Source organism: Coprobacillus sp., assembly GCF_984815275.1.
Genome location: NZ_CFJNYH010000016.1, coordinates 39,533 through 65,697, shown reverse-complemented (window position 1 = coordinate 65,697; position 26,165 = coordinate 39,533). Strand labels below are relative to the sequence as shown.

26 protein-coding genes and 1 pseudogene are annotated in these 26,165 nt (G+C 30.9%); 26 read left to right on the top strand and 1 reads right to left on the bottom strand.

What is annotated here, in order from left to right:
* From AC5M21_RS07445 to AC5M21_RS07320, 26 genes and pseudogenes are all read left to right on the top strand, one after another.
* A pseudogene (locus AC5M21_RS07445) lies at positions 1-418 on the top strand (hypothetical protein); the annotation flags it as partial.
* Between the two features lie 3 nt (positions 419-421).
* The gene (locus tag AC5M21_RS07440; protein WP_008787404.1) at positions 422-868 is read left to right on the top strand and encodes a hypothetical protein; all 447 of its coding nucleotides are present in this window, start codon (positions 422-424) and stop codon (positions 866-868) included.
* A gap of 438 nt (positions 869-1,306) precedes the next feature.
* Positions 1,307-1,627, top strand: coding sequence for a hypothetical protein (locus AC5M21_RS07435; RefSeq protein ID WP_008787405.1), 321 nt, complete (start codon positions 1,307-1,309; stop codon positions 1,625-1,627).
* A 512-nt stretch (positions 1,628-2,139) separates the two neighbouring features.
* Positions 2,140-2,916 (top strand): formate/nitrite transporter family protein, encoded by a 777-nt coding sequence (locus AC5M21_RS07430; RefSeq protein WP_008787406.1) that lies wholly within the window; start codon positions 2,140-2,142, stop codon positions 2,914-2,916.
* Positions 2,917-3,069: 153 nt separating this feature from the next.
* Positions 3,070-3,531: a DUF2798 domain-containing protein gene (locus AC5M21_RS07425; RefSeq protein ID WP_008787407.1), complete on the top strand. Its 462-nt coding sequence runs from the start codon at positions 3,070-3,072 to the stop codon at positions 3,529-3,531.
* 247 nt (positions 3,532-3,778) lie between these two features.
* On the top strand, positions 3,779-4,090 hold the full coding sequence (locus AC5M21_RS07420) for a hypothetical protein (protein ID WP_008787408.1): 312 nt from the start codon (positions 3,779-3,781) through the stop codon (positions 4,088-4,090).
* Between the two features lie 15 nt (positions 4,091-4,105).
* A complete protein-coding gene (locus tag AC5M21_RS07415) occupies positions 4,106-5,143 on the top strand; it encodes a V0D/AC39 family V-type ATPase subunit (RefSeq protein WP_017143915.1) in 1,038 nt (345 codons plus the stop codon).
* A gap of 12 nt (positions 5,144-5,155) precedes the next feature.
* Entirely contained in the window at positions 5,156-6,685 is a 1,530-nt protein-coding gene (locus AC5M21_RS07410) for a V-type ATP synthase subunit I domain-containing protein (RefSeq protein ID WP_008787411.1), read from the top strand.
* A 15-nt stretch (positions 6,686-6,700) separates the two neighbouring features.
* Positions 6,701-8,623: a V-type ATP synthase subunit I gene (locus tag AC5M21_RS07405; protein ID WP_017143914.1), complete on the top strand. Its 1,923-nt coding sequence runs from the start codon at positions 6,701-6,703 to the stop codon at positions 8,621-8,623.
* Between the two features lie 24 nt (positions 8,624-8,647).
* Positions 8,648-9,070 carry an ATP synthase subunit C gene (locus AC5M21_RS07400; RefSeq protein ID WP_008787414.1) on the top strand — a complete coding sequence of 141 codons (423 nt, stop codon included), beginning with the start codon at positions 8,648-8,650 and terminating at the stop codon, positions 9,068-9,070.
* Between the two features lie 24 nt (positions 9,071-9,094).
* A complete protein-coding gene (locus AC5M21_RS07395; RefSeq protein WP_008787415.1) occupies positions 9,095-9,403 on the top strand; it encodes a V-type ATP synthase subunit F in 309 nt (102 codons plus the stop codon).
* A 12-nt stretch (positions 9,404-9,415) separates the two neighbouring features.
* Positions 9,416-10,012: a V-type ATP synthase subunit E gene (locus AC5M21_RS07390; protein WP_008787416.1), complete on the top strand. Its 597-nt coding sequence runs from the start codon at positions 9,416-9,418 to the stop codon at positions 10,010-10,012.
* A gap of 19 nt (positions 10,013-10,031) precedes the next feature.
* The gene (locus AC5M21_RS07385) at positions 10,032-11,783 is read left to right on the top strand and encodes a V-type ATP synthase subunit A (RefSeq protein WP_008787417.1); all 1,752 of its coding nucleotides are present in this window, start codon (positions 10,032-10,034) and stop codon (positions 11,781-11,783) included.
* A 14-nt stretch (positions 11,784-11,797) separates the two neighbouring features.
* Positions 11,798-13,246, top strand: a complete 1,449-nt coding sequence (locus AC5M21_RS07380) for a V-type ATP synthase subunit B (RefSeq protein WP_008787418.1) — start codon at positions 11,798-11,800, stop codon at positions 13,244-13,246.
* Complete coding sequence (locus AC5M21_RS07375) at positions 13,239-13,880, top strand: V-type ATP synthase subunit D (RefSeq protein WP_008787419.1); 642 nt, start codon at positions 13,239-13,241, stop codon at positions 13,878-13,880. The genes AC5M21_RS07380 and AC5M21_RS07375 overlap by 8 nt, the downstream gene beginning before the upstream one ends.
* A gap of 298 nt (positions 13,881-14,178) precedes the next feature.
* Positions 14,179-14,379, top strand: a complete 201-nt coding sequence (locus AC5M21_RS07370; protein WP_373116016.1) for a PDDEXK nuclease domain-containing protein — start codon at positions 14,179-14,181, stop codon at positions 14,377-14,379.
* 193 nt (positions 14,380-14,572) lie between these two features.
* The gene (locus AC5M21_RS07365; RefSeq protein WP_008787421.1) at positions 14,573-15,256 is read left to right on the top strand and encodes an N-acetylmannosamine-6-phosphate 2-epimerase; all 684 of its coding nucleotides are present in this window, start codon (positions 14,573-14,575) and stop codon (positions 15,254-15,256) included.
* A 5-nt stretch (positions 15,257-15,261) separates the two neighbouring features.
* On the top strand, positions 15,262-16,536 hold the full coding sequence (locus AC5M21_RS07360) for a PTS sugar transporter subunit IIC (protein WP_008787422.1): 1,275 nt from the start codon (positions 15,262-15,264) through the stop codon (positions 16,534-16,536).
* Positions 16,526-17,287 carry an HAD-IIB family hydrolase gene (locus tag AC5M21_RS07355; RefSeq protein WP_008787423.1) on the top strand — a complete coding sequence of 254 codons (762 nt, stop codon included), beginning with the start codon at positions 16,526-16,528 and terminating at the stop codon, positions 17,285-17,287. The genes AC5M21_RS07360 and AC5M21_RS07355 overlap by 11 nt, the downstream gene beginning before the upstream one ends.
* A gap of 10 nt (positions 17,288-17,297) precedes the next feature.
* Positions 17,298-18,059: an AAC(3) family N-acetyltransferase gene (locus tag AC5M21_RS07350; protein WP_008787424.1), complete on the top strand. Its 762-nt coding sequence runs from the start codon at positions 17,298-17,300 to the stop codon at positions 18,057-18,059.
* Positions 18,056-19,552 carry a DUF4127 family protein gene (locus tag AC5M21_RS07345; protein WP_008787425.1) on the top strand — a complete coding sequence of 499 codons (1,497 nt, stop codon included), beginning with the start codon at positions 18,056-18,058 and terminating at the stop codon, positions 19,550-19,552. The genes AC5M21_RS07350 and AC5M21_RS07345 overlap by 4 nt, the downstream gene beginning before the upstream one ends.
* On the top strand, positions 19,549-20,208 hold the full coding sequence (locus tag AC5M21_RS07340) for an SGNH/GDSL hydrolase family protein (RefSeq protein ID WP_008787426.1): 660 nt from the start codon (positions 19,549-19,551) through the stop codon (positions 20,206-20,208). The genes AC5M21_RS07345 and AC5M21_RS07340 overlap by 4 nt, the downstream gene beginning before the upstream one ends.
* A 54-nt stretch (positions 20,209-20,262) precedes the next feature.
* Positions 20,263-21,084 carry a MurR/RpiR family transcriptional regulator gene (locus AC5M21_RS07335; RefSeq protein WP_008787427.1) on the top strand — a complete coding sequence of 274 codons (822 nt, stop codon included), beginning with the start codon at positions 20,263-20,265 and terminating at the stop codon, positions 21,082-21,084.
* A 154-nt stretch (positions 21,085-21,238) separates the two neighbouring features.
* The gene (locus AC5M21_RS07330; RefSeq protein WP_008787428.1) at positions 21,239-21,634 is read left to right on the top strand and encodes a hypothetical protein; all 396 of its coding nucleotides are present in this window, start codon (positions 21,239-21,241) and stop codon (positions 21,632-21,634) included.
* A gap of 48 nt (positions 21,635-21,682) precedes the next feature.
* The gene (locus AC5M21_RS07325) at positions 21,683-23,569 is read left to right on the top strand and encodes a glycerophosphodiester phosphodiesterase family protein (RefSeq protein ID WP_017143912.1); all 1,887 of its coding nucleotides are present in this window, start codon (positions 21,683-21,685) and stop codon (positions 23,567-23,569) included.
* Between the two features lie 4 nt (positions 23,570-23,573).
* Positions 23,574-24,143 carry a VanZ family protein gene (locus AC5M21_RS07320; protein ID WP_017143911.1) on the top strand — a complete coding sequence of 190 codons (570 nt, stop codon included), beginning with the start codon at positions 23,574-23,576 and terminating at the stop codon, positions 24,141-24,143.
* Here the strand turns inward: AC5M21_RS07320 and asnB are convergent.
* Entirely contained in the window at positions 24,140-25,936 is a 1,797-nt protein-coding gene (gene asnB / locus AC5M21_RS07315; protein WP_008787432.1) for an asparagine synthase (glutamine-hydrolyzing), read from the bottom strand. The genes AC5M21_RS07320 and asnB overlap by 4 nt on opposite strands.
* Between the last annotated feature and the right edge of the window lie 229 nt (positions 25,937-26,165).

Here is a 26,165-nt window from a genome sequence, read left to right as displayed (position 1 = left end):
ATATGCTTCATCAGGAAATACAAGTCCAGGCTATGCACCTCCCTCTTCATCTAATAGTGGCTATCAGGGAGCTGGTGAATCTCTTAATAAAAATATTCGAGTTGAAGATTTGAAATTGTCAGAAACGGTAAAAAATCATTTAAATGATACTGTAAGTAAAAATAAAGTTCAGATTATTGGAAAAGATGGAGAATATATAACTATTCAAGAGGCAGGAGATTTAACAAGACCATACATCAATTCTAATCAAACAATACAAAGTATTATTGATGGAGGAACACCAGTTAAAGATACAATATTAAATAATGGTCTTAAATGGAATGTTCCTGGAACATTTAGAGGAATTACTGGCACTTGGGAGTTAGTAGTTGATATGGACAGTAATACAATAGTACATTTCTTATTCAATGGGAGGTAAAAAATGAAAATTACATATAAATATTCTAATGAAATAAATGAAGGACAAGTAATTTACAGGAAAAATGAAAATTCTTTTGATTTTATTTCAAATAAAAGAGGGGATGTTTCTATACTTATTGGTTATTTACAATTAAGTATAGATTCACTAACTAATCAACTAGTTAGTGTATGGGGATTACATCCATTCTGTAATTGGATAGATGAAAAATTGTCAGTTCCTCAAACAATCAACGGAATTGTAGAATTGGAAAATGATTATGATTCAGGTATCTCATATAGGGAAAAAGAATTTAATGAATGGAAAACATACTACGATAATAAAAATGGATGGGTATGTATTGGTGATAAAAATGTTAAAGGTGTATCCATTATGTTTGCATCAGATATTTTTGTAGTTATAGATAATAATAACTTAAAATCTTTATGGATTAAGCCAAACTTTCAATAGTTGAATTATTTAGATCGATTTATAGAAAATTTAATCAAGCTACGACTAGCGAACAAAGTGTAAGCATGGGAAATGGCTTGGATTGGAGTGTTAGCGACAATCTTTATATGGCGCATTACTAGCACCACCCTACACAATACAGACCAAAGAGCAGAAAACAGGCTCTACATAATGCTTTGCAGCCGATTTATGGCCGCAAAGTTTTTTGTTGTAGAAATAGTTAAAATAACAAAATGTAAGAGATTTTCTTGAAAATGCGATAAATTAGCTCCTGATGACGAGATATATAGTGAGGGAGATAAAAAGTTTTGTAAATTTTGCCAAATTCATATGTACATTTGTACTAATAATAGAAACAGGAAAAAGTTTCTGATGATATGTAGCAAATGGAATCGCTATGAGTAAATAAGGTTGAAAAAACAGGGAGGATACATCTATATGTTGAAAAGAGAGTTGAGCATTAAGATTGATTATCTAAGCATGATCTTTGAAAACATGAAAGCGGAGGTACTGATACGCAGGGTATTAGGATTGCTATTAGAATACTACCTAATACAGAAAGCTAAAGTTAAACATAAAGATTATACACGTCTATATCAGTTTGGTACAATCAAGGTGTATGGAGATAGGCAATTAAATGATGGTACAAATAAAGTTGAATGCCATTTGGTCTTGAGTGTACAAGGATATGATTATTATAGTTTGTTACAGACTACAAAAGCACCTATAGTGATTTCTTTGATACTTGTATACAAATAGTGGGTAAAGACCGATTTCATCTTACAAGGCTTGATATAGCGATTGATGATAAGAATGAAATACCGTATTTCACTGTTGAACAGATAAAGCGAAAATGATTCAAAAACGAATTTATATCAAAGAGGAAAACTATTAATAGTTAATAATTAAAGAAGATGTGAAACTCAAGAATATTATAATTCCAGAATGGTGTATCTATAGAATATATATTAAAAATTAAGAACGAGGAGAGATTTGAACTATATCTTCTATCTTTGTTTTTCAATATAAGCGCGAATTTATTCCGAATTATCTTTCCATATATCTCTTTTTAGTGTTTTGTTACTGCCAACAAGATTGAGAACATATATAAAGTTATTCTTATGATCAAAGAAAATTTATATATGAATAAGTTTGAGTTTTAAGAAATCAATTAAATTCGCAATTTTACAAAATACCTTTAATATAATTAGAAATACTTTGCCTTTTTATACTCTATCCTATATAATAACATTGGTTTTAAGGGGGATACTATGTTTAGCGATATTGATGTATTATGTAAATTGGGACATATTAAATATAATATAATGAAAACTGATCCATTACGTTTCTTTGTGAGATCATTTATGGCAGGTGCTTATTTAGGTGTTGCAGCAATCTTATCTTATACTTTAGGTGCTTTACTTAATGATCATACAGTTGTTGGGAAGATTGCTGTTGCAGGGACATTTGGAATTGGTTTGGTAGCAATTGTTTATTTAGGTGCAGAACTTTTTACTGGAAATTGTTTTGTGAGCATTATGCCAGTTTTAAAAGGAGAATTAAAGTTTCATCAGATTCTTCCAATGTGGATTGTCTGCTATATTGGGAATATGGTAGGAATTGCTTTGGTTTGTTTCTTATATATCAAAAGTGGAGCACAGGAAGCAATCATGATTCCTTATTTACAAGGGGTTATGGAATCTAAACTTCAGTTTGATGTTATGGAATTATTGATTAAAGGGATCTTATGTAATTTTATAGTCTGTATTGCAGCTTATTCAGGTGTTAAAATCAAAGATGAAACAGCACGTTTAATTGTGATTATGGTGTTTGTCATGGCATTTGTATTACCAGGTTTTGAACACTGTATTGCTAATGGTGGAATTTTTACAATGGGACTAACTCAATTAGGAAATACAGTGAATTGGTTAACATTACCATTACATATGTTATTATCGACCTTAGGGAATATATTAGGTGGAAGTGTTTTATTGGCTGTTCCTATATATATCATGTTTAAAGCACCTCAGTCAGAAATAAAAAAATAAGAAAAGTTCTTACATATAATTTAAAAATATGATAATATACTTTATGTTACAAAAAAAATATGATATTGGTATAATTGGAAACGGTACATGTGTGTCACATGGTTATGAACAACACACATGTTTTTTTGTGCCTAAAATAAAGGAGGGTACAATATGCCTAAGACAAAATTACAGAATTTTATATTTACATCGATGATGGCTTTTTTAATGGTTTATGCCATGATTTGCTATAATATCGCAATTGCTACAGGAGGGATGACAAATCAAGTCTTCATAATGGCTTTTCAGGAAATGATTGTGATGTGGCCAATAGCTATTATTTTAGAATTATTTGTTGTAGAGAAAATTGCACAGAGTTTAACGTTTAGATTGGTTGATTCACAAGCAGATCATTTATTCCATATAACAATTATACTTTGTTCAATGATTGTCTGTCTCATGTGTCCTATGATGAGTTTTATAGCCACATTTTTATTTAAGAATGCTGGAATACATTTCATAGCAGTGTGGCTACAAACAACAGTCATAAATTTTCCTATGGCATTAGGATGGCAAATCTTTTTTGCTGGTCCGTTAATTAGAAAAATCTTTAGACAAATCTTTGTAAATGAATAAAAATAAAAGTCTAATGTGAACAAAAAAACAAATTGTTCAAGTTTGATGAATAGATGATTTTTATTGATAAATACAAGATAAAATAACCAGTTAGAATGAATTAGTTAAAATTATTGAATAAAGTTTGAATTTGTGAAAAGTTGCGCATGATTCAATCTTTTTTCAAATAAACTATTTTTCTTGAAATGTCAAAAAAATAGGAGTAAACTAGGTGAGGAACTAAAAGATAAAGTGAGGAGGGATTATTTTGGACAAGATTATTCAGGATATTGTTGCAGTCGATTTAGAGTGCTCTACAAAGGTTGAAGAAGCTAAGAAAAAGAAATTAGATGTTCAATCCAATATGAGTGCAAAGAAAAAAGAAATCTATGACTCTTTTGTCAAAGAATATCAGGTAAAAGTTGATGCTCATAAAAAAGAGTTAGAGGCACAAATTCAAGAAACTAAGGTCAAAAATGAACAAGAGTACACAGAATCACTGAGTCAACTCTCAAGTCTTTACGAGCAGAACAAAGAGAAATGGGTTTCTACGCTTGTTAATCGTTGTAAAGAAATTTAGAGAAGAGGTGATCGTATGAGTTCTTTTTCATCAAATGCCATTCTTGCAAAAGCAAGGTCTATGTATTCACATAGATTAACTGAGCAAAATTATGAAGAACTACTAAAAAGAAGAAGTATTAATGATTTAGTCGCTTATCTAAAAAGTGAAACTGCTTATAGTGATATCTTATCTGATATAAAAGAAATCAATATTCATCGTGGGCAGTTAGAAAATTTATTAAATAAAGAAATATTTTTAAGGTTAAACCGATTAATGAGATATGCTTCTAAAAAGGAATTAGAATTCTATCGATTAGGTGTAACTGAATTAGAAATTCAATTAATTTTGACAAAAGCAAGATTAATTGTCTCTGATTACTACACAGGATATGAAATTGAAGTTCCTGATTATTTGAATAAGTATGCAAGTTTTGATTTGTATGGATTATTAGCGGTGAATGATTATGATAGTTTGTTGGTGCTCTTAAGAGGAACAAAGTATTATGATGCATTCTTAAAATATAAACCAGATGATGATAAACCATTGGATTCTAACTTATTAGAATTAGAATTAAAACATATTTATTATAAAGAGTATGTTGATACAGTCAATAAATTATTTAAAGGAAAAAAACGTAAAGATTTATTAACAATGATCAATACCTCTATAGAGTTACAGAATATTACAAAAATATATCGTTTAAAGAAATATTTCAATGCAACTCCAGAACAAATCAAAGAAACTCTTTTCTTAGAATATAGTCGTATTCCAAGAAGTGTTATGAGTGAATTGATTGAAACAAAAGATGCAAGTGAATTCTTAAAAAAACTTGCTGAATCACCGTATAAATTATTTGTAGATGATAATGAATTTGTTTACATTGAATATTATACAGAGAAGATTAATTATCATTTGGCTAAACGTTTTATGCGTTTTTCAACTGATAGTGCATTGGTTTATATGACGTATAAGATTGTATATCAAGTAGAAATAGATAATCTTAAGCATATAATTGAAGGTTTAAGATATGGAGAGACACCGAGTCAAATTGAATCGATGTTAATCTACTAGGGGGATTTATTTATGGCTATAGAAGAAATGGTATTGTTAAATATGACTTTTGATCGTCATGAACTTGACGAAGTCTTATTTAAATTAAAAGGTTCACAGTACTTTTATCCTCAATCTGCTTCAAAGATTGTTAATAACGTCAAAGGTGTACATGCATTACAAGAAGACAATGTTTATACTCAGTTATTAGATCGTTTGATTCAGATTGCATCTGATATAAAGTTGGATTTAAATCGTGATTTAGCTCCAGGACATACATTAGATTATCAAGTTAAATCTGATTACTTAACTGGTCTGGAAGAAGAAATCAAAAAAATTAAGGATGTTCAAGATCAATTGATACAAGAAAAAGATGAAAATGAGAAAACATTAGAAATGTTAAATCGTTTGAGTTTGTCTGAAGTCAATCTAGATCAATTATTAGAATGTCAATATGTACAAGCAAGATTTGGTCGTTTTAAAAGACAAAATCTTGATAAGATTAAGTACTATGAGGGTCGACCATTTATATTTAATAAACTTGGAGAAGATCATCATTATGTTTGGTGCTGTTATATAGTAACAAATAACTTACAGTTGGAGGTTGACAACATCTTCCAAGCGTTAGGGTTTGAAGAAATTAAAATTCCTTCATTTGTGCATGGGAAATTAGAGGATGCAAAAAAGGAATTAAAAGATGAAATTGATGCAATGCAGGAATATATCTTGCGTATGGATCAAAAGATGACAATTTTAAGAGAAACACATAAAGTTGATTTGTTGAAGTTATATTCAACAGCTTCGTTCTTACAAAGAATAGAAGAATATAAAATTTTTGTGGTTGATTATCAAAGTAAATGTGCAATTTATGGATTTATTCCAACACGTATTCTTGATGAATTTAAAAATCAGATGAAAGATATTGAGAGTATGGAATATCAAAAATTACCTGCTGATATTTTAGATCATCAACAAGTTGTTGCACCAACAGTTGTGCATAATGCAAAAATTGTCAAACCATTTGAGGCAGTAAGTAAAGTGAAACAATCTGATAAGATTGATACAACAATTGCATTTGCAGTTCTTTACTATGCAGTCTTTATTATCTTTTTGGGGGATTTAGGAGTTGGAGCAATCTTAGCATTGCTTGGACTTTTGATGAGAAAGAAGAAAATGGGGTCATTACTTCTTTCATTAGGTATAGCATCAATGCTAGGCGGATTGATTTATGGAGATCTCTTCTATACAATGAATCTTTACCCAGCAATAGCATTACCACTGTCAACAGTGTTTAAACTTGTTGATGGAATAGTTCTTTTAATTGCAGGAACGTTTACAATTAATGCATTTAAAAAAATGTATTTAGAAAATTCTACAATTGAAAGAGTTCTCTCAATGAAGGGAATTTGTGGTTTGATTGTTGTATATGCATTGCTTGTTTATTTGGGATGTGTTTATGAAGCTCATATAAACTGGCCTGTTACACCAGTCGCTATTGTTGTCGTTGCTTGCCTTGTCTTGGTTTTTGCTAAATCAATCATCAAGAAGAAATCAACAAAGTAGAGGAAGGAGAAACATATGGCAATAGCAAAGTTGAAGCTATTAGAAATCGAATTTCCTGCCGAGCAATATGATTCGGTTTTAATGAAATTGATTAATTTGGATGGATTTCATCCTGAATATGCTTCGAAATTTGCTGATTCTGTGCAAGGATTATCGGTTTTAAATAGGGAAAACCCGTATGCTGATTTAATCGCGCGTATGGAAGAAGCGAGAGATGGATATCATTTAGATTTAAAATGTCAAGATGTTGACAATACAAGAATTAATATTATACAAGCAGATACATTTTTCTGTAATGTATTAGAACAAGTGACGAAGATTGAGAAAGTTAAAGAAGATCTTCAACAGATGATTGAAGAGAATGAGGGGACAATTTCTCAATTAGAGCATATGATTAATGCAGAAGTAGATTTTGATACTTTATTTAGCTGTCATTATTTACAAGTGAGATTTGGGCGTATTCCAACTGTTAACTTAGATAAACTTCAATACTATGGAGCACAAGAGTTTTTGTTTAAGACTTTCCACAAAGGAACAAAAGAAACTTATTGTATGTATATGACAACAGAAACAAAAGCACCAGAGATTGATAATATCTTCTCATCTTTATACTTTGAAAGAATTCATATTCCTGAGTTTGTTCATGGAACACCTGAAGAAGCTTTAAGAGTCTTAAAAGAAGAAGATGAAACAGCTAAGAATTATTTAGTTGTTTTAGATGGAAGAATTAAAGATTTATTTCAACAAAGTATTGATGAAATGAATCAAATTTATTCTGTTTCTAAGAAATTAAATGAAACATATGATGCTCAAAAATATGTCGTTGTCTTTGGTAAAAATGCAGCTGTTTATGGTTTTGCAGAAGACAAAGATGCTGAAAAAATAAAAAATGAATTTGAAACAATTGAAGATGTACATGTTGAAATCAAGCCAGCAATGGGAGATTCACGTTTGACACCACCTACAAAATTAAAGAACAACTGGTTCTCAAGACCATTTAGAATGTTTGTAGAAATGTATGGTGTTCCATCTTATACAGACTTTGACCCAACAAATTTAGTTGCTATCAGTTATACATTCTTATTTGGAATGATGTTTGGTGACATTGGTCAAGGAATTGTTTTATCGCTTATTGGATACTTCTTCTATAAATGGAAAGGTATGCAATTAGGGGCTGTAGGAATGCGTTTAGGTATTTCAAGTACTATATTTGGGTTTGTATTTGGTTCTATTTTTGGTAGTGAAGCATTATTTGAACATTTTATGGAACCAATGTTCTTACCAATGGAGTCTGAAAATACAATGACGCTATTGATGGCAGCCATTGCCACAGGAGTTATCTTAATTATTATTTCAATAGCTTTTAATATTATATTGAATTTAAAGAAAAAACATTGGGGAGATTTATTATTCTCTCAAAATGGTATTGCTGGACTTGTATTCTATGTTTCAGTCTTATTATTAGTTGCAAATATGTTAGTGGGATTAAATTTACCACTTGGTGGACCACTTTATATTGGACTTTTAATTGCAATGCCAGTCATTATGATTTTCTTAAAAGAACCATTATCTTACAAACTTGAAGGTGAAAAGATGTTCCCACATGGATTTGGAGCATTCTTTACAGAAGCATTCTTTGAATTGTTTGAAGTTATGTTAACATTTATTGCGAACACAATGTCGTTCTTACGTGTTGGTGGTTTCGTTTTATCACATGCTGGGATGATGATGGTTGTTTATACACTTGCTGAAATGGTTGCAGGTGGAACAGCAATTACATTGAGTTATTTATTGGTTGTTGTGATTGGGAATGCTTTCGTTATGTGTTTGGAAGGTATGATTGTGGGTATCCAAGTTTTACGTCTTGAATTCTACGAAATGTTCTCACGTTATTATGAAGGAAAAGGGAAACCTTTTATCTCTATTAAAGAAAGATAAAATTATATTTGGAGGAAATTTATTATGTCTATTTTAATGTTTATTTTACCATTAGTTGCAGTTGTTTTATTATCATTACCATTAGTTAAAATGTTTACTTCTAAAGTAAGCAAAGAAAGTGCGAAATGGCGTTTATTAACTCATGTTGGTGGGTTCTTCGGAGCTGTTGCTTTAACTTTATGTTTATCAATGAGTTCAGCATTCGCTGCTGATGCAGGTATGACTGGGACTTTGGCTCAAGGTTTAGGATTTATCGCTGCTGCATTAGCAACTGGATGTTCTGCATTAGGTGCTGGTATTGCCGTAGCTGCTGCTGCACCTGCAGCAATTGGAGCATTCTCTGAAAATGACAATAACTTCGGTAAAGCATTGATCTTCGTTGCCTTAGGTGAAGGGGTTGCTATTTACGGGTTATTAATTTCTATCTTAATTATCAACGCTTTATAATTTGGAAAAGAAAGGTCTGATTATATGAAGTTTTTCTTAATCAGCGATAATATTGATACATTGATGGGACTAAGACTTGTTGGAATTGAAGGTGTTGTTGTTCACAGCAGAAAAGATTTTCTGAGTGTTCTTCAAAGTAAAATGAAGGATGAAACAATTGCAATTATTTTGGTCACAACAAAGTTAGTCGATATGTGTCCAGATATTATATCTGAAATTAAATTAAAACAACAGAAGCCATTAATTACTGAAATACCTGACCGTCATGGAAACTCTAAAATCGGAGAAACAATTGATGGTTATGTATCAGAAGCAATTGGTGTAAAATTATAGGAGAATGTGATTATGCAAAATATTGATCAAGTATTTCTCTATATGAAAGATGAAATTGAAAGACAAGCTAAGAATGAAGAAAAATCTATTCTTGATGAAGTGAAAGCTCTTGAAGATGAAGCTTATGAATCTATGCGTGCTGAAGCAAAAAGAGATGCAGATTTAAAACTGAAACAAGAAGAAGAAGAAATGAGTTCTAATGCTTCGGCTGAAATTTCTGAAAGTCATATTGAAAGAACTAAAAAATTAATTGAAAAAAGAGATGAATATGTTAAAACTATTTTTGCAAAAGCAAGAGAAGAATTAGTTGCTTTTACTCAAAGTAAAGAATATGCATCTTTTATGGAAGAAAAGATTAAGAAAGTTGCTGCTGATTTTGTAGGAACAAACTCAATTATGTTTGTTGCTTCAAAAGATTTATCAATGGAGAAAGCTTTAGTAAAAGCTTTTGGATCTGATATTAAAGTAGAAGCAAGTGAAGATATTACTATTGGTGGATTTATTATTGAAAACAAAGAATCTTCTTTGGTTGTTGATGAAACTTTAGATTTTGCTTTGGCAAATCAAAAGGAATGGTTCAATAAAAATTCTGGATTAATCATTAAATAAGAACAAGGGGGATTTGAAAGTGAATGAAAATGTAATCTATTCAATCAATGGTCCCGTTGTTACAGTAAAAGATACTGATGCCTTTTCTATGTTAGAAATGGTCTATGTTGGAAATGCAAGATTGATTGGTGAAGTTATCTCAATCAAAAAAGAATTTACAACAATCCAAGTCTATGAAACGACAACAGGATTGAAACCAGGTGAACCTGTTTATCCAACAGGTCAACCTATTTCTGTAACTCTTGGGCCTGGTATTTTAAGAAATATTTTCGATGGGATTGAAAGACCCCTAGAAGAAATAGCAAAAGAATCTGGATCATTTATTCCTACAGGAAGTCATGTTGACCCACTTGATAAGAATAAATTATGGGATGTCACTGTGGTTGCTAAAGTTGGTGATCAAGTTCAAGGTGGAGATGTGTATGCAACTATTCCTGAAACAGATTTAATTATGCATAAATGTATGGTTTCGCCATATACAAAAGGTAAAGTTATTGAAGTTGCACCAAGTGGTCAATATAAAATTGATGATGTTGTGATGAAGATTGAAGATGAAGAAGGAAAGATTATTGAATGTACATTGACTCAAAAATGGCCAATCAAACAATCTAGACCAGTTGCCAAACGTCTTCCTATCTCAATGCCACTTATTACTGGACAACGTGTTATTGATACATTGTTCCCAATTGCTAAAGGTGGGACAGCAGCTATTCCTGGTGGATTTGGTACTGGAAAAACAATGACACAGCATCAGCTTGCTAAATGGTGTGATGCTGATATTATTGTTTATGTAGGTTGTGGAGAACGTGGAAATGAAATGACACAGGTTCTTGAAGAATTTAGAGAATTGATTGACCCTAAGTCAAATAAACCTTTAACAGACAGAACTGTCTTAATTGCAAACACTTCTAATATGCCAGTTGCAGCTCGTGAAGCTTCTATTTATACTGGAGTTACACTGGCTGAATATTACCGTGATATGGGTTACCATGTTGCGATTATGGCTGACTCAACTTCTCGTTGGGCAGAAGCATTACGTGAAATCTCTGGACGTTTGGAAGAAATGCCTGCTGAAGAAGGGTTCCCTGCATACTTGCCTTCACGTTTATCTCAATTCTATGAACGTGCTGGATATATGAACAATTTAAATGGAACAAAAGGTTCTGTTACAATTATCGGGGCAGTTTCTCCTCAGGGAGCTGACTTCTCTGAACCAGTTACTCAAAATACAAAACGTTTCGTTCGTACATTCTGGGCATTAGATAAAGCATTAGCTTATGCTCGTCACTATTTTGCAATTAACTGGAATCAAAGTTATAGTGAATATATTCCTGATTTGGAAAGATGGTTTAACAAAAATGTTGATCCTAAATTCTTAAGAGATCGTCAAGAATTATCTAGTATTCTTGCTGAAGAAACAAAATTAATGGAAATTGTTAAATTAATGGGATCTGATGTTTTACCTGATGATCAAAAATTAATTATTGAAGTTGCTAAATTAGTACGTGTTGGTTACTTACAACAAAATGCTTTCCATCCAGATGATACTTATGTACCATTAGAAAAACAATTAAAAATGATGGAAGTCATTCTTTATCTCTATAAACGTGGTAAAGAAGTTGTTAATGCTGGTAAACCAATTCGTTTGATTATGGAAACTGGTATCTTTGATAAAGTCATTAAAATGAAATATGATGTTCCAAATAATCATTTAGATTTATTTGATGATTATTATAAAGACATTGATGAAGCTGTTGCATCTATAGACTAAAGGAGGAATAAGTTATGAGTCTTCAATATGTAGGTTTGAATGAAATTAACGGTCCATTAGTCGTATTAGATCATGTCAAAGGTGCATCATACGACGAAATGGTTGAATTACAATGTAAAGATGGTTCAACACGTTTAGGACGTGTTGTTCAAATAGAAGGTGAAAGAGTTGTTGTTCAGGTTTTTGAAGGAACAAACTCACTTTCCCTTGCAAATACAAAAACAAGATTATTAGGTCATCCAATGGAATTACCTGTTTCTAGAGAAATTTTAGGTCGTGTTTTCTCTGGAGCTGGGAAACCTATTGATGGACTTGGAGAAATCTATGCTGAGAAATCAATGGATATTAATGGTTTACCATTAAATCCTGTGGCTCGTATTTATCCAAGAAACTATATTAATACAGGAATTTCATCTATTGACTGTTTAACAACCTTGATTCGTGGTCAAAAATTACCAATATTCTCTGGATCTGGGTTGCCACATAATCAATTAGCAGTACAAATTGTTAAACAAGCAAAAGTTGCTGATGATGAAGGAAAAGGATTTGGGGTTGTTTTCGCTGCTATGGGTGTAACTAATGACGTTGCTGAATACTTTAGACGTTCATTTGAAGAAGCAGGAGTTATGCAAAGAGTTGTTATGTTCTTGAACTTATCAAATGACCCAATCATTGAACGTATCTTAACACCAAGATGTGCATTAACAGCTGCTGAATATTTAGCATTTGAACATGATATGCATATCTTAGTCATCTATACTGATGTCACTTCTTATTGTGAAGCGTTACGTGAATTCTCTTCAAGTAAGGGAGAAATTCCAGGTCGTAAAGGATATCCAGGATATCTTTATTCAGATTTAGCTTCTTTATATGAAAGAGCAGGGATTGCAAATTCTGCAAAAGGTTCTGTCACACAGATTCCAATCTTGACAATGCCTAACAATGATATTACTCATCCTGTACCTGACTTAACTGGATATATTACAGAAGGGCAAATTACACTTGATTCTGAATTGAATGCAATGGGTATTTATCCACCAGTTAGCGTTCTTCCATCATTATCACGTTTAATGAAAGATGGTATTGGTGAAGGATTTACAAGAGCTGATCACTCATCAGTTTCTAACCAATTGTTTGCAGCATATGCTCATGTTCAAGATGTTAAGTCATTAACATCAGTTATTGGTGAAGATGAATTATCTGCAGTTGATAAGAAGTATATGGAATTTGGTCGTTTATTTGAACGCTATTTCATTAATCAAGGTTTCAATACCAATAGATCTATTGAGGAAACTCTTGATTTAGGTTGGTCACTATTATCAGTTCTTCCAAAGAACGAATTAGACCGTATTGATAATGCTGTATTAGAACAATTCTATGATCATGAAAAAGCTGTATCTCAATTTGGTCTTCAGGAAGATGGCTCAATTAGAGAATTACAACAGGCAGTAGATAATGGCTAATCAAGTCTTTCCAACAAAAGGGAATTTGATTGCTACCAAAAAGTCATTAGAACTAGCATATCTAGGATATGACTTGATGGATAAGAAAAGAAATGTTCTAATCAAAGAAATGATGAGTTTATTAGATGATGTCAAGATGATTAGAGATGATATCACTGAATCTTATGAAAAAGCATATTATGCTCTTCAAGAAGCCAATATGTCTTTAGGAATTATCAGTGATATTGTAGAAGCAGTCCCTATTGATGAAGGAATTAGTGTCACTTATCGAAGTGTTATGGGAGTTGAAATCCCTAAAGTTTCTTATGAAAAAACACCTCTTCGTCTAGGATATGGTTTTGAAAGAGCCAATTCTAAAGTGGATTATGCTTATAGATGTTTCTATCATGTTAAAGAATTAACTGTGAAATTAGCTGAAATTGAAAATGCTGTTTATCGTTTAGCAAATGCTATACGTAAAACTCAAAAAAGAGCGAATGCTCTTAAAAACATTTCAATTCCTGGATTTGAATCGACAGTTAAGTTTATTAGCGAAGCTTTAGATGAAAAAGATAGAGAAGAGTTCTCACGTCAAAAAGTCATTAAAACACAAAAGGATAAACAAGAAAGTTTAAAGAAACAAGGTTCTGCTTAGAATCTTGTTTTTTTCGTATAAAAAAGAAAAATGATCTTAAAAACTTGTATATAGAAATAGGAGGGTTATTTTATGACAAAAGAAGAATCAGAATTAGATTACATAGCTCTACACTTTTATAAAGAGATTCAATCACTGATGAGTAATAGTTAGACAAACAGTTTTATCAGACTGCTAACTTTACAATGGTAAAAACTGACTGGCAGATTGGTAAAATGATTGTAGAAAAGCAAGGTAGTAAAGAACGTGCTGAGTATGGCAAAGACCTGAAATTGGAAAAGTATTATAAAACTTTCTCATAGCAACTCAGTTTCGTTATCGAAATTTAGGACAAATACAGATGTATGTAAATGATTACAAAAGAGAGTTCATGAATGAAGGAGATAATTCTCCAATAGGAATCATCTTATGTTCAGGTAAGAATCAGTCAGTAGTGAAAACATATTTTTGCTTCAAGATATCAAATATGTTTACTAATAGCGGAGGAGCTACAGAATGAATTCAATAAGGATTATTAGGAATTATTGATTAAAAGATATAAAAATACCTTTTATCTTTTTTTCGAAATTACTTTCAAAAGCCGACTAAATTTAAGCGGTTACAAAGAAAAAGTGAAAGTAATTTCTAAATATCCTTAAATACTTGTGAATAATTAAAAATATCAGTAAATTGATATCAGAGGAGGAAAAAAGATGAAAGAAATTCAAAATAATCTGATTGTATCATGTCAAGCATTAGAGGATGAACCACTACATTCGTCTTACATTATGTCAAAGATGGCACTAGCTGCAAAGATGGGTGGAGCTAAGGGAATAAGGGCTAATAGTGTAGAAGATATTCGTGCTATTAAAAAAGAAGTTGATTTGCCTATTATTGGAATTATCAAAAAAGATTATGATGGAACAGATATTTACATTACTACAACTATGAAGGAAGTCGACGCTTTGGTAGAAGTGGGTGTGGATATCATTGCGATGGATGCAACAAAGCAACTCCGTTTAAATCAGCAAAGTTTAGATGAATTCTTTAAAGCAGTCAAAAACAAATATCCTCATCAGTTGTTTATGGCTGATTGTTCAACAGTTGCAGAAGCTAAACATGCTGATCAACTTGGATTTGATTTTATTGGAACAACACTTGTGGGGTATACACCACAAAGTTATGGTCATAAAATTGAAGCAGATGATTTTAAGATTATCAGAGATATTATTTCTTCAGTTCAACATCCAGTTATTGGAGAGGGAAATATTGATACTCCTTTAAAAGTGAAAAGAGTTTTAGAATTAGGTTGTTATAGTGTGGTTGTTGGGTCAATTATCACAAGGCCACAAGTCATTACAAAGAGATTTGTAGATGAAATAAAGAAGGAGAGGTAAAAAATATGATGGATAAAATTTCAAATTTATTATTACCAATTGCTGAAAAATTATCAAAGAATAGATATTTAGCAGCAATTAGAGATGGTTTTATTTCAATTATGCCATTAGTTATCACTGCATCACTGTTTACGCTTATAAACAGTGTATTTGTTGGTGAAGGGAATTATTTAGATAAATGGTTTGGGTTGCCATGTAGTGAGTTTGCACAATTAGGAAGTGTTATTGGTTCAGCATCAATGTCAGTGATGGCAATTTTATTAACATTTACGACTGCAAAAGCATTAGCAAAGAATTACAAAATGGATACATCAATTACAGGGGCAATGGCAGTTGTGAGTTTCTTATGTTTAACTCCTTTTGTAGCTGATGCAACAATTGGTGAATATGTGACAACTTATTATTTAGGGGCAGCAGGAATGTTTACAGCATTTCTATCAGCTTTATTATCAGTTGAAGTGCTTCGTTTCTTGATGAGTTTTAAAGCTTTAATTATTAAAATGCCTGAAAGTGTTCCAACAGGTATTGCAAGATCATTTAATTCAATTATTCCAGTTGCTTTAACAGTTATTATTTTTGCAATTGTAAGAATTGTAACTGATGCTATGGGAGCACCATTAAATGATTTGATTTTTACTTGGATACAAACACCATTTACGGCGATTGTTTCATCACCTATTGGATTAATTATTATCTATATATTATATATGTTATTATGGGGATTTGGAATACATTCAGCATATATTTTTAATCCAATTTTAGAACCTATTTATTTAGCAAGCTTAGCTTTAAATGTGAATGCGATAAATGCAGGAGAAGCAGCTACACAAATTATTACAAAACCATTCTTAGATTCAGTTGCATTTATGGGTGGTGCTGGTAATATGTTGGCACTTGTTATTGCAATCTTCCTTGTTTCAAAAAGAAACGATTATAAAGTTATAGGTAAACTTGGACTGGTTCCTGCACTATTTAATATTTCTGAACCATTAATGTTTGGACTACCAGTTGTTATGAATCCAATCCTTATTATTCCTATGATTGGAGCAACATTAGCAGGACTTGGTATTGGTGCACTTGCAACTCAAATTGGGATTATGGCACATACTTATGTTCTGATTCCATGGACAACACCACCAGTCATCAGTGCTTTTCTAGCAACTGGTGGAGATATTATGTCTGGAGTTGTTGGACTTGTTATTCTCATTGTTTCAGTTCTTATATACATCCCATTTGTAAAAGTTATGAATAAAGAAAGAGCTGAACAAGTTGAAGAATAAAGTTGTTGTCTTTGATTTAGATGGAACTTTACTCGACAGTCATAATGCAATTATTGGGGGGACTCAAACATTAGAATGTTTGAGTTCACTTCATGAACTGGGATGTACATTAGCTGTCTGTACGGGAAGACTAGACCATGATATTATTAAAGTAGATGAACGATATCATTTACATATGACTCATCGTATTTCTCAAAATGGTGCTGTTATTAATAGAGATGATCATTATCAAGCAACCTTATTAGATAAACAAGATGCTTTACAAATATATAAAGATATAAAAACAAAAGATATTCGTATTGAATTAAATACAGTATCTAATCGTTATTGGAAAACAGATAGAGATCCTGATTTCCCAAAAGAATTTTATGATTCACATATTATAAAAGATGATTTTGAAGAAATTATTCTTTGCCAGCCAACAGTTCTCTTTTTACTCATTGGAGATACAAAACAACTTGATGAGATAGAGACTTATGTGAACTCAACTTATCAAAATACAAAGGCAATAAAGACTTCACAAACATCTTTAGAAATATTACATCAATCAGCATCAAAAGGTCACGCTATTGAAATCTTGTATCCTCACTATGAGATTTATGCAATAGGTGATGCTCCTAATGATTTTTGTATGTTTCCTATCGCAAAGGAAGGCTATTTGGTTTCAGATATTGACTGTCAATATAAATGTCATAGAAAAACAAGTATTTTAGAAGCTTTACAAGATATTATAACAAAAGTTCAGGGATAAGGAGAGAACGATGGATGCAAAAACTTTGATTGATGATTTAAGAAAATTAGGTATTAAAGAAGACGATACAATTCTTGTGCATTCTTCTTACAATGCTTTAAAAGGTCACGATGTTATTGAAGGTGGACCTCAGGCAGTGATTGATGCATTAAAAGCAACAGTTCAAGAGGGCACTTTGATGTTGCCGACATTAAGTTATTTAGATGTCAATGTTGATCATCGTATTTTTGATGTGATGTCTACTCCTAGTTGTGTAGGAATATTACCTGAAATTTTTAGACAAAATCAAGATGTTTATCGCAGTATAAATCCAACACATAGCATTGGTGTATGGGGAAAAGATGCTAAGATAATAGCAAGCGCTCATCAAAGAGATTTTAGTCCTGTTGGACCTTCTTCACCTCTTCACGAGGTCAAAAGAAGAAAAGGGAAGATTATTATGCTAGGTTGTGGACTTTTATGTAATACATCTATGCATGGAGTTGAAGAAATGTGTGTGCCAAGTTATTTGTATCGAGGAAGTTTTGATTATAAAGTAATATGTCATGATAAAAGTGTCATAAATATGGATGTTCTTCGTCATGATTTTAAAGGTTATCAACAGCGATATGATCGTATACTTGATGTTTTAGATAATACGGATTATCAAGTTGGAAATGTTTTAGAAGCAAAATGCTATGTTTTGAATGCGCAAGCAGTTTGGGAAAAAGGATTGGCAATATTAAAGAAGGATCCATATTATTTTGTGGATAAAAAGGATGAGAAGAAATGAAAACATTATTAATACCATTAGATGAAAGACCTTGTAATAGAGTCTTTCCTGAAATGATTGGAAAGACAAATCAAGATATTGATTTATTGGTTCCAGACATGGATTTATTTGGACATAAAAAAGAACCAACAGATACAAAACAAATAAGTGATTTTTTACTAGAAAATAGTGAAGATTGTGATAATGTTGTTCTTTCTATAGATATGATTTTATATGGTGGTCTCATTCCTTCACGTATTCATCATCTTACACGTGAAGAAGCATTGAGCCGATTAAGTATTATTAAGAAATTAAAACAAATCAACCCAAAGATGAAGATTTATGCTTTCTTATGTATTATGAGAGCACCAAGTTATAATTCAAGTGAAGAAGAACCAGATTATTATGAAGAGTATGGATATGCATTATTCAAAAGAGCATATTTACTCGATTATAAAAAAAGACATAGTCTCACAGATGAAGAGGAAGCTGAACTTGAAGCTATTTGTATACCAGAGGATATTGTGAATGATTATGAGACCAGAAGAGATTTTAATACATCTATGAACTTAGAGGTTATTAAATATTTAGAAGAAGACTATATTGACTTTCTTGTTATTCCACAAGATGATTCATCACCTTATGGATACACTGCAATATCTCAAAAGACAATTGTTCAAAAGGTTAAAGAAAAAAATCTAGATACAAAAGTGATGATCTATCCAGGTGCAGATGAAGTTGCTATGTCCTTACTAGCAAGAGCTTATCATGAATATTATCATATTGAACCAAAGGTTTATCCATTCTATGCATCCATTCTAGGACCTACTCTTGTTCCTAAATATGAAGATAGACCTATGTATGAAAGTCTCAAGTCACATATTCGTGTCTGTAAAGCAGTTATTGTTGATAATGCTAATGATGCAGATTATTTACTCGCAATCAATTGTCCTGGGAAGATTATGCAAGAATCATTTGTAGATAATAATGAGCTTGATATTTCTTATACAAGTTACAGGAATTTATTAGATTTTGCATATCGTATACAAAGTTATGTGAAACTAGGTTATCAAGTTGCTTTGTGTGATAGTGCCTTCAGCAATGGAGGAGAACTACAGCTTATACGCTATTTAGATCAACTTGGGTGCTTAGATAAACTTATCAGTTATGCAGGATGGAATACAAATTGTAACTCATTAGGGACAACTCTCACTCAGATGTTTATTGGACAAAAGGATTTGATTTTTAATTTATGTTATAGAATAATAGAGGATGTTTTTTATCAAGCGATTGTTCGTAAAGATATGGTAGAGAATGACTTAGTAGAATTGGGTCTTTCTTATTATGATTTCAAGGATCAACAAGAGGTTGTAGAAAAAAGAATTATGGAAAAATTACAGACATATTATAACTCCCTTAAAATAAGTCATGTACATCCATGCCATATTCTAGAAATTGATATGCCTTGGAAAAGAATGTTTGAAATTGGAATGAAAATAGAGGTTCAACCATGAGAGAAACAATGAAATATAACCCTTGTTATTATCAATTAAGAGAAGGACAACTCCAAAGAATTCTTTCTATTATACAACAAACAAAAATAGCTTTAGAAGGAGGAGTCATTTTCTTTGGTGATTCTATTACAGAAATGTATAATATTGAACATTATTATCAAGATATTTCTATTAAATATAATTGTGGTGTTGGTGGTGCAACATCAAATGAACTTTTATGGATATGTGATGAAGCTGTTATTAAATATCAGCCAAAGGTTGTTGTTATGATGATAGGAATTAATGATCTAGGAAATACCGTTATGCTTTCTCCTAAAGAAATTGCGGTCAATATTAAAAATATTATTGACTTAATAAGAGGGAATTGTCCACAAACACAAATCTTATTACTCTCTACATTGCCTTGTGTAGAATCTTTAAGAAGTTATCATCAAGTTCCTGGTATCCGCTGTAATGATCTTGTTGAGATGATTTATCAACAATGTCAGGACATAATTATTGATCCAAAGACAAGATTTGTTTCTATATTTGAGGAGTTTATTGATGAAAATAAAGAAGCATTGATAGAGTATTATCAAGATGGACTTCATCTAAATGAATTGGGTTATGAGAAATTAACAAGATTAATTAAGCCTATCATTCAAGAATATATTTAAGGAAACGAAAGTTTCCTTTTTGTGCTATAATGAAAAAGAAAGTGAGGATGTGTAATGTTATCTTATAATAAAAGTGTTATTCCTGTTATTGAGTCAGCTTATGATGATCTCACAAATGTAGAAAAAAGTATTGCAGATTATTTTATTAATTATGTCAATGGAGAGGACTTATCCTCAAAAGCAGTTTCTCGAAGATTATTTGTTTCAGAAGCATCTTTATCAAGATTTTCAAAGAAACTTGGTTTTAGAGGATATCGTGAATTTCTTTTTGCATTTCAAGGTTCTACGAAGAGTGAAAAGAATTTAGATATATTAACAAGGCAAGTATTGAATTCATACCAAAAGGTCTTAGAGAAAACATATTCATTAATTGATAATGAACAGATGATTAGATTAGCACAAATGTTAGATTTATATGAACGTGTGTATGTTTATGGGATAGGTTCTTCATCAGTTGTTGCAAGAGAGTTTAAATTAAGATTTATGCGTCTTGGTTTGGATGTCGATTATTTAGCTGAGGCACATTCTATTCGTATGAATATAACGAGAGTTAATAAGTTGTCACTTGTGATTGGAATTAGTGTAAGTGGTAGAACAGAGGAAGTTGTTGAAGGACTGAAAACTGCTAAAGAAAAAGGTGCAAAAACAATCATGTTATCAGCTGCAAAGGTTTATGAATATCGTAGTTTTTATGATGAACTTGTTTTAATGGGTGGATTAAAGAATTTAGCTATTTCAGATAAAATTTCTCCCCAAATACCTGCATTGATCATGATAGATATTTTATATACACATTACTTACATTATAATAAGGCAAATAAGGATGAAAAGTTAAAAATGACATTAGAACATATTGATTATGAATTAGAAGAATAAATATATAACTATACAATTAAAGAAATGCTAGAGAAATAGAAATTGAAACGTAGTTATTTGATATCTTAAGTAAATCTTAAGAAATTTTTAAGCGAGTATTACAAAAAGGTTTTGTACAAAAAGAGTATACTCATAGTGTAGGAGGTATGAGTATATGAAAAGAAAAATAATCATGAGTGTTGCTTTGAGCTTGAGTTTATTAACGATGCTATTACCTTGGTTTGGAGGTATGAAAGGTGTAGAAGAAGTTTATGGTGTTATATTATTAGACAATCCAGTAGCGCTGACATGTATTATTCTTGCTTTTGTTGGCATTTGGACAAATTTTGGTTATAATAGTGAAATCATAGGAAGTATTGGAATGATTGGCATTATTGTTATGGAAATCTATGAGTTTATGACATGGCATATCTTAACAATTAGTGGACAATTTGATTTGAACCTAAGTATTGCTCTTTGCTATCCAGAATTCTATCTTGCACTTGTATGTATAGTTGTCACTTATATTATTTATAAATACACAAATAAGAAGATGAATTTAACACAATAATTCCATACTGTTGAAATATAATGTTTAAGTCAAAAGGGGAGAAACAAGGTGGAAAGAATAAGAAATTATAAGTATTATTCATTATTTCAAAATATCTTAAAGTTTGAAATATTTTATAAGATGATGACTCTTTTTATCTTAAGCCCTATTTTAAGAAGAATTCTTCAAGAATATTTAGATAGTGTCACATATGGAATTGCTTTTAACCAAGATATTATTTATCAGTTTTTATCTTTTAAAGGTATTGTGATATGTTTGTTTTTATTTATATTGATGATCTTAATTATTTTTTATGAGATTTATGTTGTTATGAATATTATTGCATTAGATAAAGAACATAAGAAATTATCATTAAGAAAAATTATGTTAAAGAGTTTTTGTTCTTTAAAATCTCTTCATTATCCATCACTACCATTATGTGGTATTTATATTGTTTTCTTATTACCACTTGTACATATAGGATATTTAAACAGTTATATTCAAAGATGGGATATTCCTAATTTTATTTTTGGTGAATTGAAGTTAACACTAGGTGGCAATGTTTTGATTTGTCTGGTTTCTATTATTTATTATTTGATTTTTATAATAATGATTTTTGTTCCAGTATACATGGTTTTTAAAGGAAAGAGTATCATTTCAGCAACACAAGAAAGTTTCTCTTTATTTAAAAAAATAACTCTTAAAGAAAAGGGAAGTTTACTTGTTTATTTGCTTTTATGGATATTTATAGAATATATGATTATGAATTTAATTCCCTATCCAATCTTACATAATCGTGATTTTAATTGGTATTTCCTTAAATATACAATCAATTCAACAGCATTTCGCTATAGTGCTATACAATATGTTCTTCTCTATTTTGTCTCCATTATAGCTATGACTTTCTTCATGCGTTATATCATCAATTTGGTTTCACGATATGAAGACACTCTCATGACGGTGGACCAGATTCCAGTTGAGATAGATTATTTAAATGGATGGATTATGAAAGGACAGAATTTTGTTAGAGAAATCATATATTATATGAAAAAACGATTAGCTCATTTTCGTTTTTACCAGAAACATAAGTTGTTTTCTAGATGTATTGTTGGTATTTTTATCATATGTTTCATGATTATTTATTTGCATCAGGATGCTCTTGTTCATAGACCTTGGGTTATTGGACATCGTGGTTCTGGATATTTTGTTGAAAATACATATGAGGCAATTCAAGATGCGAACAATAGTCAAGTAGATTATGCCGAAATTGATATTCAGTTATCCAAAGATGGAATTCCTATTGTATTTCATGATGCAACTTTATCTCGTTTATCTGATGTCAACAAGAAGGTTTCTGATTTAACAGCAACTGAGCTTGAAGAAATAACACTTTCACAAAATAATCATAAATCAAATATCTTGACTTTAGAGAACTTAATTAAAAAAATGAAAAGAGATAAAATGGCAGTTGGTTTATTAATTGAATTAAAACCAACTCAAGATAATGGAGAAGACATGGCCCATAAAGTTATTGATATTATAGAACAGTATCAGTTCTCAAGACAATCCATATTTATGTCGTTAGACTATGATAGTGTACAGGTTATCAAAAAAGAAAAGCCACAGTGGTGGGTAGGTTATTGTATCTATGGAAGTGTTGGCGATATTGATGATTCTATTTGGGAGATGGATATCGATTTTCTGGCAATGGAAGAGAATCGAGCAAGTACAGCTTTTATTCAAAAGGCAGTTAGGCATATGATACCTATTTATATTTGGACAGTTGATAATACTAAGAAAATGAAACAGTATTTAGATATGGGAGTTTGTGGATTAATAACGAATTATCCTCATCTTGGAAAGTTAACTGTAGAAGAATATGAAAAGACTCATTTTCAATATTATTATTATGATGGGAAGGGGTATCCGAAAACCACATTAATAACAGGAGGTTAAATGGATGTATGATTTTATAAATGAAATGCCATATATTATTTTGATGAGTATACCAATATCTTTTTTTACTTATATATTGTTTCCAAAAAGGTGGAAAAAAAGGATAAATCTTTTCTTTTATATTGTTTTTATATGTTATCTTTTGTGTGTATTCTTGATTACAATTCCACCATTTTTCTCATTTCAAAGTATTGAAGTTCAAGAATTACTTCATTTTGTGAATATCATTCCATTAAGTAATAATCAAGGAGGATTCTTGAGTTCTCAAGATTTTTCTCAATGTATCATGAATGCTATTATGTTTGTTCCATTAGGTGTGCTACTTCCATTGACATTGAAACGAAGAATACGTATACGTTATTTTATTTTCATCTGCTTTGGATTTTCACTGACAATAGAAGTTATTCAGTTGATTGGTACATATTCAGGATTATTATTGAGATCATTTGATGTGAATGATATTTTGTTTAATACAATTGGAGGAACTTTTACATATGGTTTTGCTTCATTTATTTTTGATTGTTTACAAAAATATCATTATATAGAAAAAGAACAAGCTCAAAGCTTGTTCTAGAATTCTAATTGAATGTGATATATTTTTCCCCATAAATAAATTTGATAGAAATAAGCCATTAATTGTGGACCCATCATTAATTGACCAAACCATGGTGCAGTAAAACTATCACCATTGGTATCAATGAAGTTGATAAGTTTATCTTTATCAAAGAATGCATAGAGTATATTATAAGGATCATCTAATGATTCTTTTAATTTTGCTTGAATGAATTCACTATAAACAGGAGAATGCGTTTTTGGATATGGGTTTTTCTTTCGATGAGCTATATCTTCAGGAAGAAAATCTTCAAAGGCTTTTCTGAGTATTCCCTTTTCTTCTCCATCAATAAACATGTATTCATATGGCATGTTATAAAGATATTGTAGGATTTTTATAGATGCAAAGGGAACACGAACTTCTATAGAAGAACGCATTGTTTGGCTATCTGCACGTGTTAAAAGAGTTTGCATAAACCACTGTGTATTTAAATAAATCATTTGTTTCTTCTTGTCTGTTGTATGAATTTCTTGTAGAGTATCTTGATATTTTTCTATAATATAATCTTTAATATTTAGTGCTTTTACCTTTTCATTGAAAAGATCTATTTTCATATCCAAGTCTCTCATCCAAGGGAAGTATGGTTGATTATACAATTCTTCTTTATAGAACCAAGGATATCCTCCAAAGATTTCATCAGCACATTCACCTGAGAGAGAGACTTTATGGTTTTTAGCAATTTCTTTTGAGAATAATAAGAAACTAGAGTCAACATCTGCCATACCTGGCATATCTCTGGCTATTAATGCCTCTTCTAATGAATTAAGTAAATCTAATTGTTTTAAAGTGATTTTATGGTGATCACTTTGATAACGTTCTACCATCTCACGTATATAATCATCATCCATAGATGTTTGATAATCATAGGCTTTAAAATACTTTTCCTGATCTTCATAAGTAATGCTATAAGTTGTAAGTGGTTGTACATATTGTTTAGTTATAGCAGTGATAATACTTGAATCTAAACCACCAGACAACATTGTAGAGAGTGGAACATCACTAAGCAATTGTTTTTGGACACTATCAATAACTAACTCTTTAACTTTCTGAGTCGTTTCTTCTAGGTTATCAGTATGTTCTTCATCATGTAATTTCCAGTAACAGATCGGTTCGCAATGTCCATCAAAATACATATAGTAACCAGGTCTCAAAGAATAAATACCTTTATAAATTGTATGACCAGGAGTCATGCTTGGCCCCAATCCTAAGAGTTCTTTAACACCTTCCTGATCAACAACAGCTTTTCCAATGTAACTTAAAATACATTTTATTTCACTTGCAATAACAATTGTTTCATCTTCTAAATAATAATAGAGTGGTTTCACACCCAAAGGGTCTCTTGCAACAAAGAGTTTATCACCATCATCAATCACAAAAGCAAATATTCCTTCGAATAAGTCTAAACAATTTTCTTGATATTCAATATAACTAGCTAAGACAACTTCTGTATCACTCATTGTTTGAAATGTATATCCTAGACTCACCAGATGATTCTTAATTTCCATCATGTTATAGATTTCACCATTATAAGTGATTCTATAGATTTTATCATTAAATGTATAAAGCATAGGTTGGTTACCATTCTCTATATCAATAATTGATAATCTTCGATGTGCCATTAAACAATGAGGTGTTAAAAAATACCCTTCATGATCAGGACCTCGCTTTGCAAGTAAGCTCACCATTGTCATGAACTTTTCATCATAATCTAATAAATTTTTTGTGTAATTACATATTGTAACAATACCACACATATATTTCACCCCATATATTGTATGATTTCAGAACTGAAATATGCTTTTATTTTCAAGATAAAAAGGAACGATATTTCCAAATTGTTAAGTTATAATGGGAATAAAATGGTGATAAAGGAATAAAACTTCCAAAATTATATAAAAAATAAAAAGTATATTTCCTTTTAGGTGGAGGTGTGCTATTTTATAAATGTATCGTAACCTAGGACGTACAAAAAATAATTTGAGG

Coding starts and splice junctions, on each gene's coding strand:
- asnB (WP_008787432.1), bottom strand. CDS start 25,936: ATGTGTGGTATTGTTACAATATGTAATTACACAAAAAATTTATTAGAT.
- AC5M21_RS07435 (WP_008787405.1), top strand. CDS start 1,307: ATGTTGAAAAGAGAGTTGAGCATTAAGATTGATTATCTAAGCATGATC.
- AC5M21_RS07345 (WP_008787425.1), top strand. CDS start 18,056: ATGAAAACATTATTAATACCATTAGATGAAAGACCTTGTAATAGAGTC.
- AC5M21_RS07340 (WP_008787426.1), top strand. CDS start 19,549: ATGAGAGAAACAATGAAATATAACCCTTGTTATTATCAATTAAGAGAA.
- AC5M21_RS07440 (WP_008787404.1), top strand. CDS start 422: ATGAAAATTACATATAAATATTCTAATGAAATAAATGAAGGACAAGTA.
- AC5M21_RS07400 (WP_008787414.1), top strand. CDS start 8,648: ATGTCTATTTTAATGTTTATTTTACCATTAGTTGCAGTTGTTTTATTA.
- AC5M21_RS07365 (WP_008787421.1), top strand. CDS start 14,573: ATGAAAGAAATTCAAAATAATCTGATTGTATCATGTCAAGCATTAGAG.
- AC5M21_RS07360 (WP_008787422.1), top strand. CDS start 15,262: ATGATGGATAAAATTTCAAATTTATTATTACCAATTGCTGAAAAATTA.
- AC5M21_RS07405 (WP_017143914.1), top strand. CDS start 6,701: ATGGCAATAGCAAAGTTGAAGCTATTAGAAATCGAATTTCCTGCCGAG.
- AC5M21_RS07430 (WP_008787406.1), top strand. CDS start 2,140: ATGTTTAGCGATATTGATGTATTATGTAAATTGGGACATATTAAATAT.
- AC5M21_RS07390 (WP_008787416.1), top strand. CDS start 9,416: ATGCAAAATATTGATCAAGTATTTCTCTATATGAAAGATGAAATTGAA.
- AC5M21_RS07395 (WP_008787415.1), top strand. CDS start 9,095: ATGAAGTTTTTCTTAATCAGCGATAATATTGATACATTGATGGGACTA.
- AC5M21_RS07375 (WP_008787419.1), top strand. CDS start 13,239: ATGGCTAATCAAGTCTTTCCAACAAAAGGGAATTTGATTGCTACCAAA.
- AC5M21_RS07415 (WP_017143915.1), top strand. CDS start 4,106: ATGAGTTCTTTTTCATCAAATGCCATTCTTGCAAAAGCAAGGTCTATG.
- AC5M21_RS07425 (WP_008787407.1), top strand. CDS start 3,070: ATGCCTAAGACAAAATTACAGAATTTTATATTTACATCGATGATGGCT.
- AC5M21_RS07380 (WP_008787418.1), top strand. CDS start 11,798: ATGAGTCTTCAATATGTAGGTTTGAATGAAATTAACGGTCCATTAGTC.
- AC5M21_RS07330 (WP_008787428.1), top strand. CDS start 21,239: ATGAAAAGAAAAATAATCATGAGTGTTGCTTTGAGCTTGAGTTTATTA.
- AC5M21_RS07350 (WP_008787424.1), top strand. CDS start 17,298: ATGGATGCAAAAACTTTGATTGATGATTTAAGAAAATTAGGTATTAAA.
- AC5M21_RS07335 (WP_008787427.1), top strand. CDS start 20,263: ATGTTATCTTATAATAAAAGTGTTATTCCTGTTATTGAGTCAGCTTAT.
- AC5M21_RS07410 (WP_008787411.1), top strand. CDS start 5,156: ATGGCTATAGAAGAAATGGTATTGTTAAATATGACTTTTGATCGTCAT.
- AC5M21_RS07320 (WP_017143911.1), top strand. CDS start 23,574: ATGTATGATTTTATAAATGAAATGCCATATATTATTTTGATGAGTATA.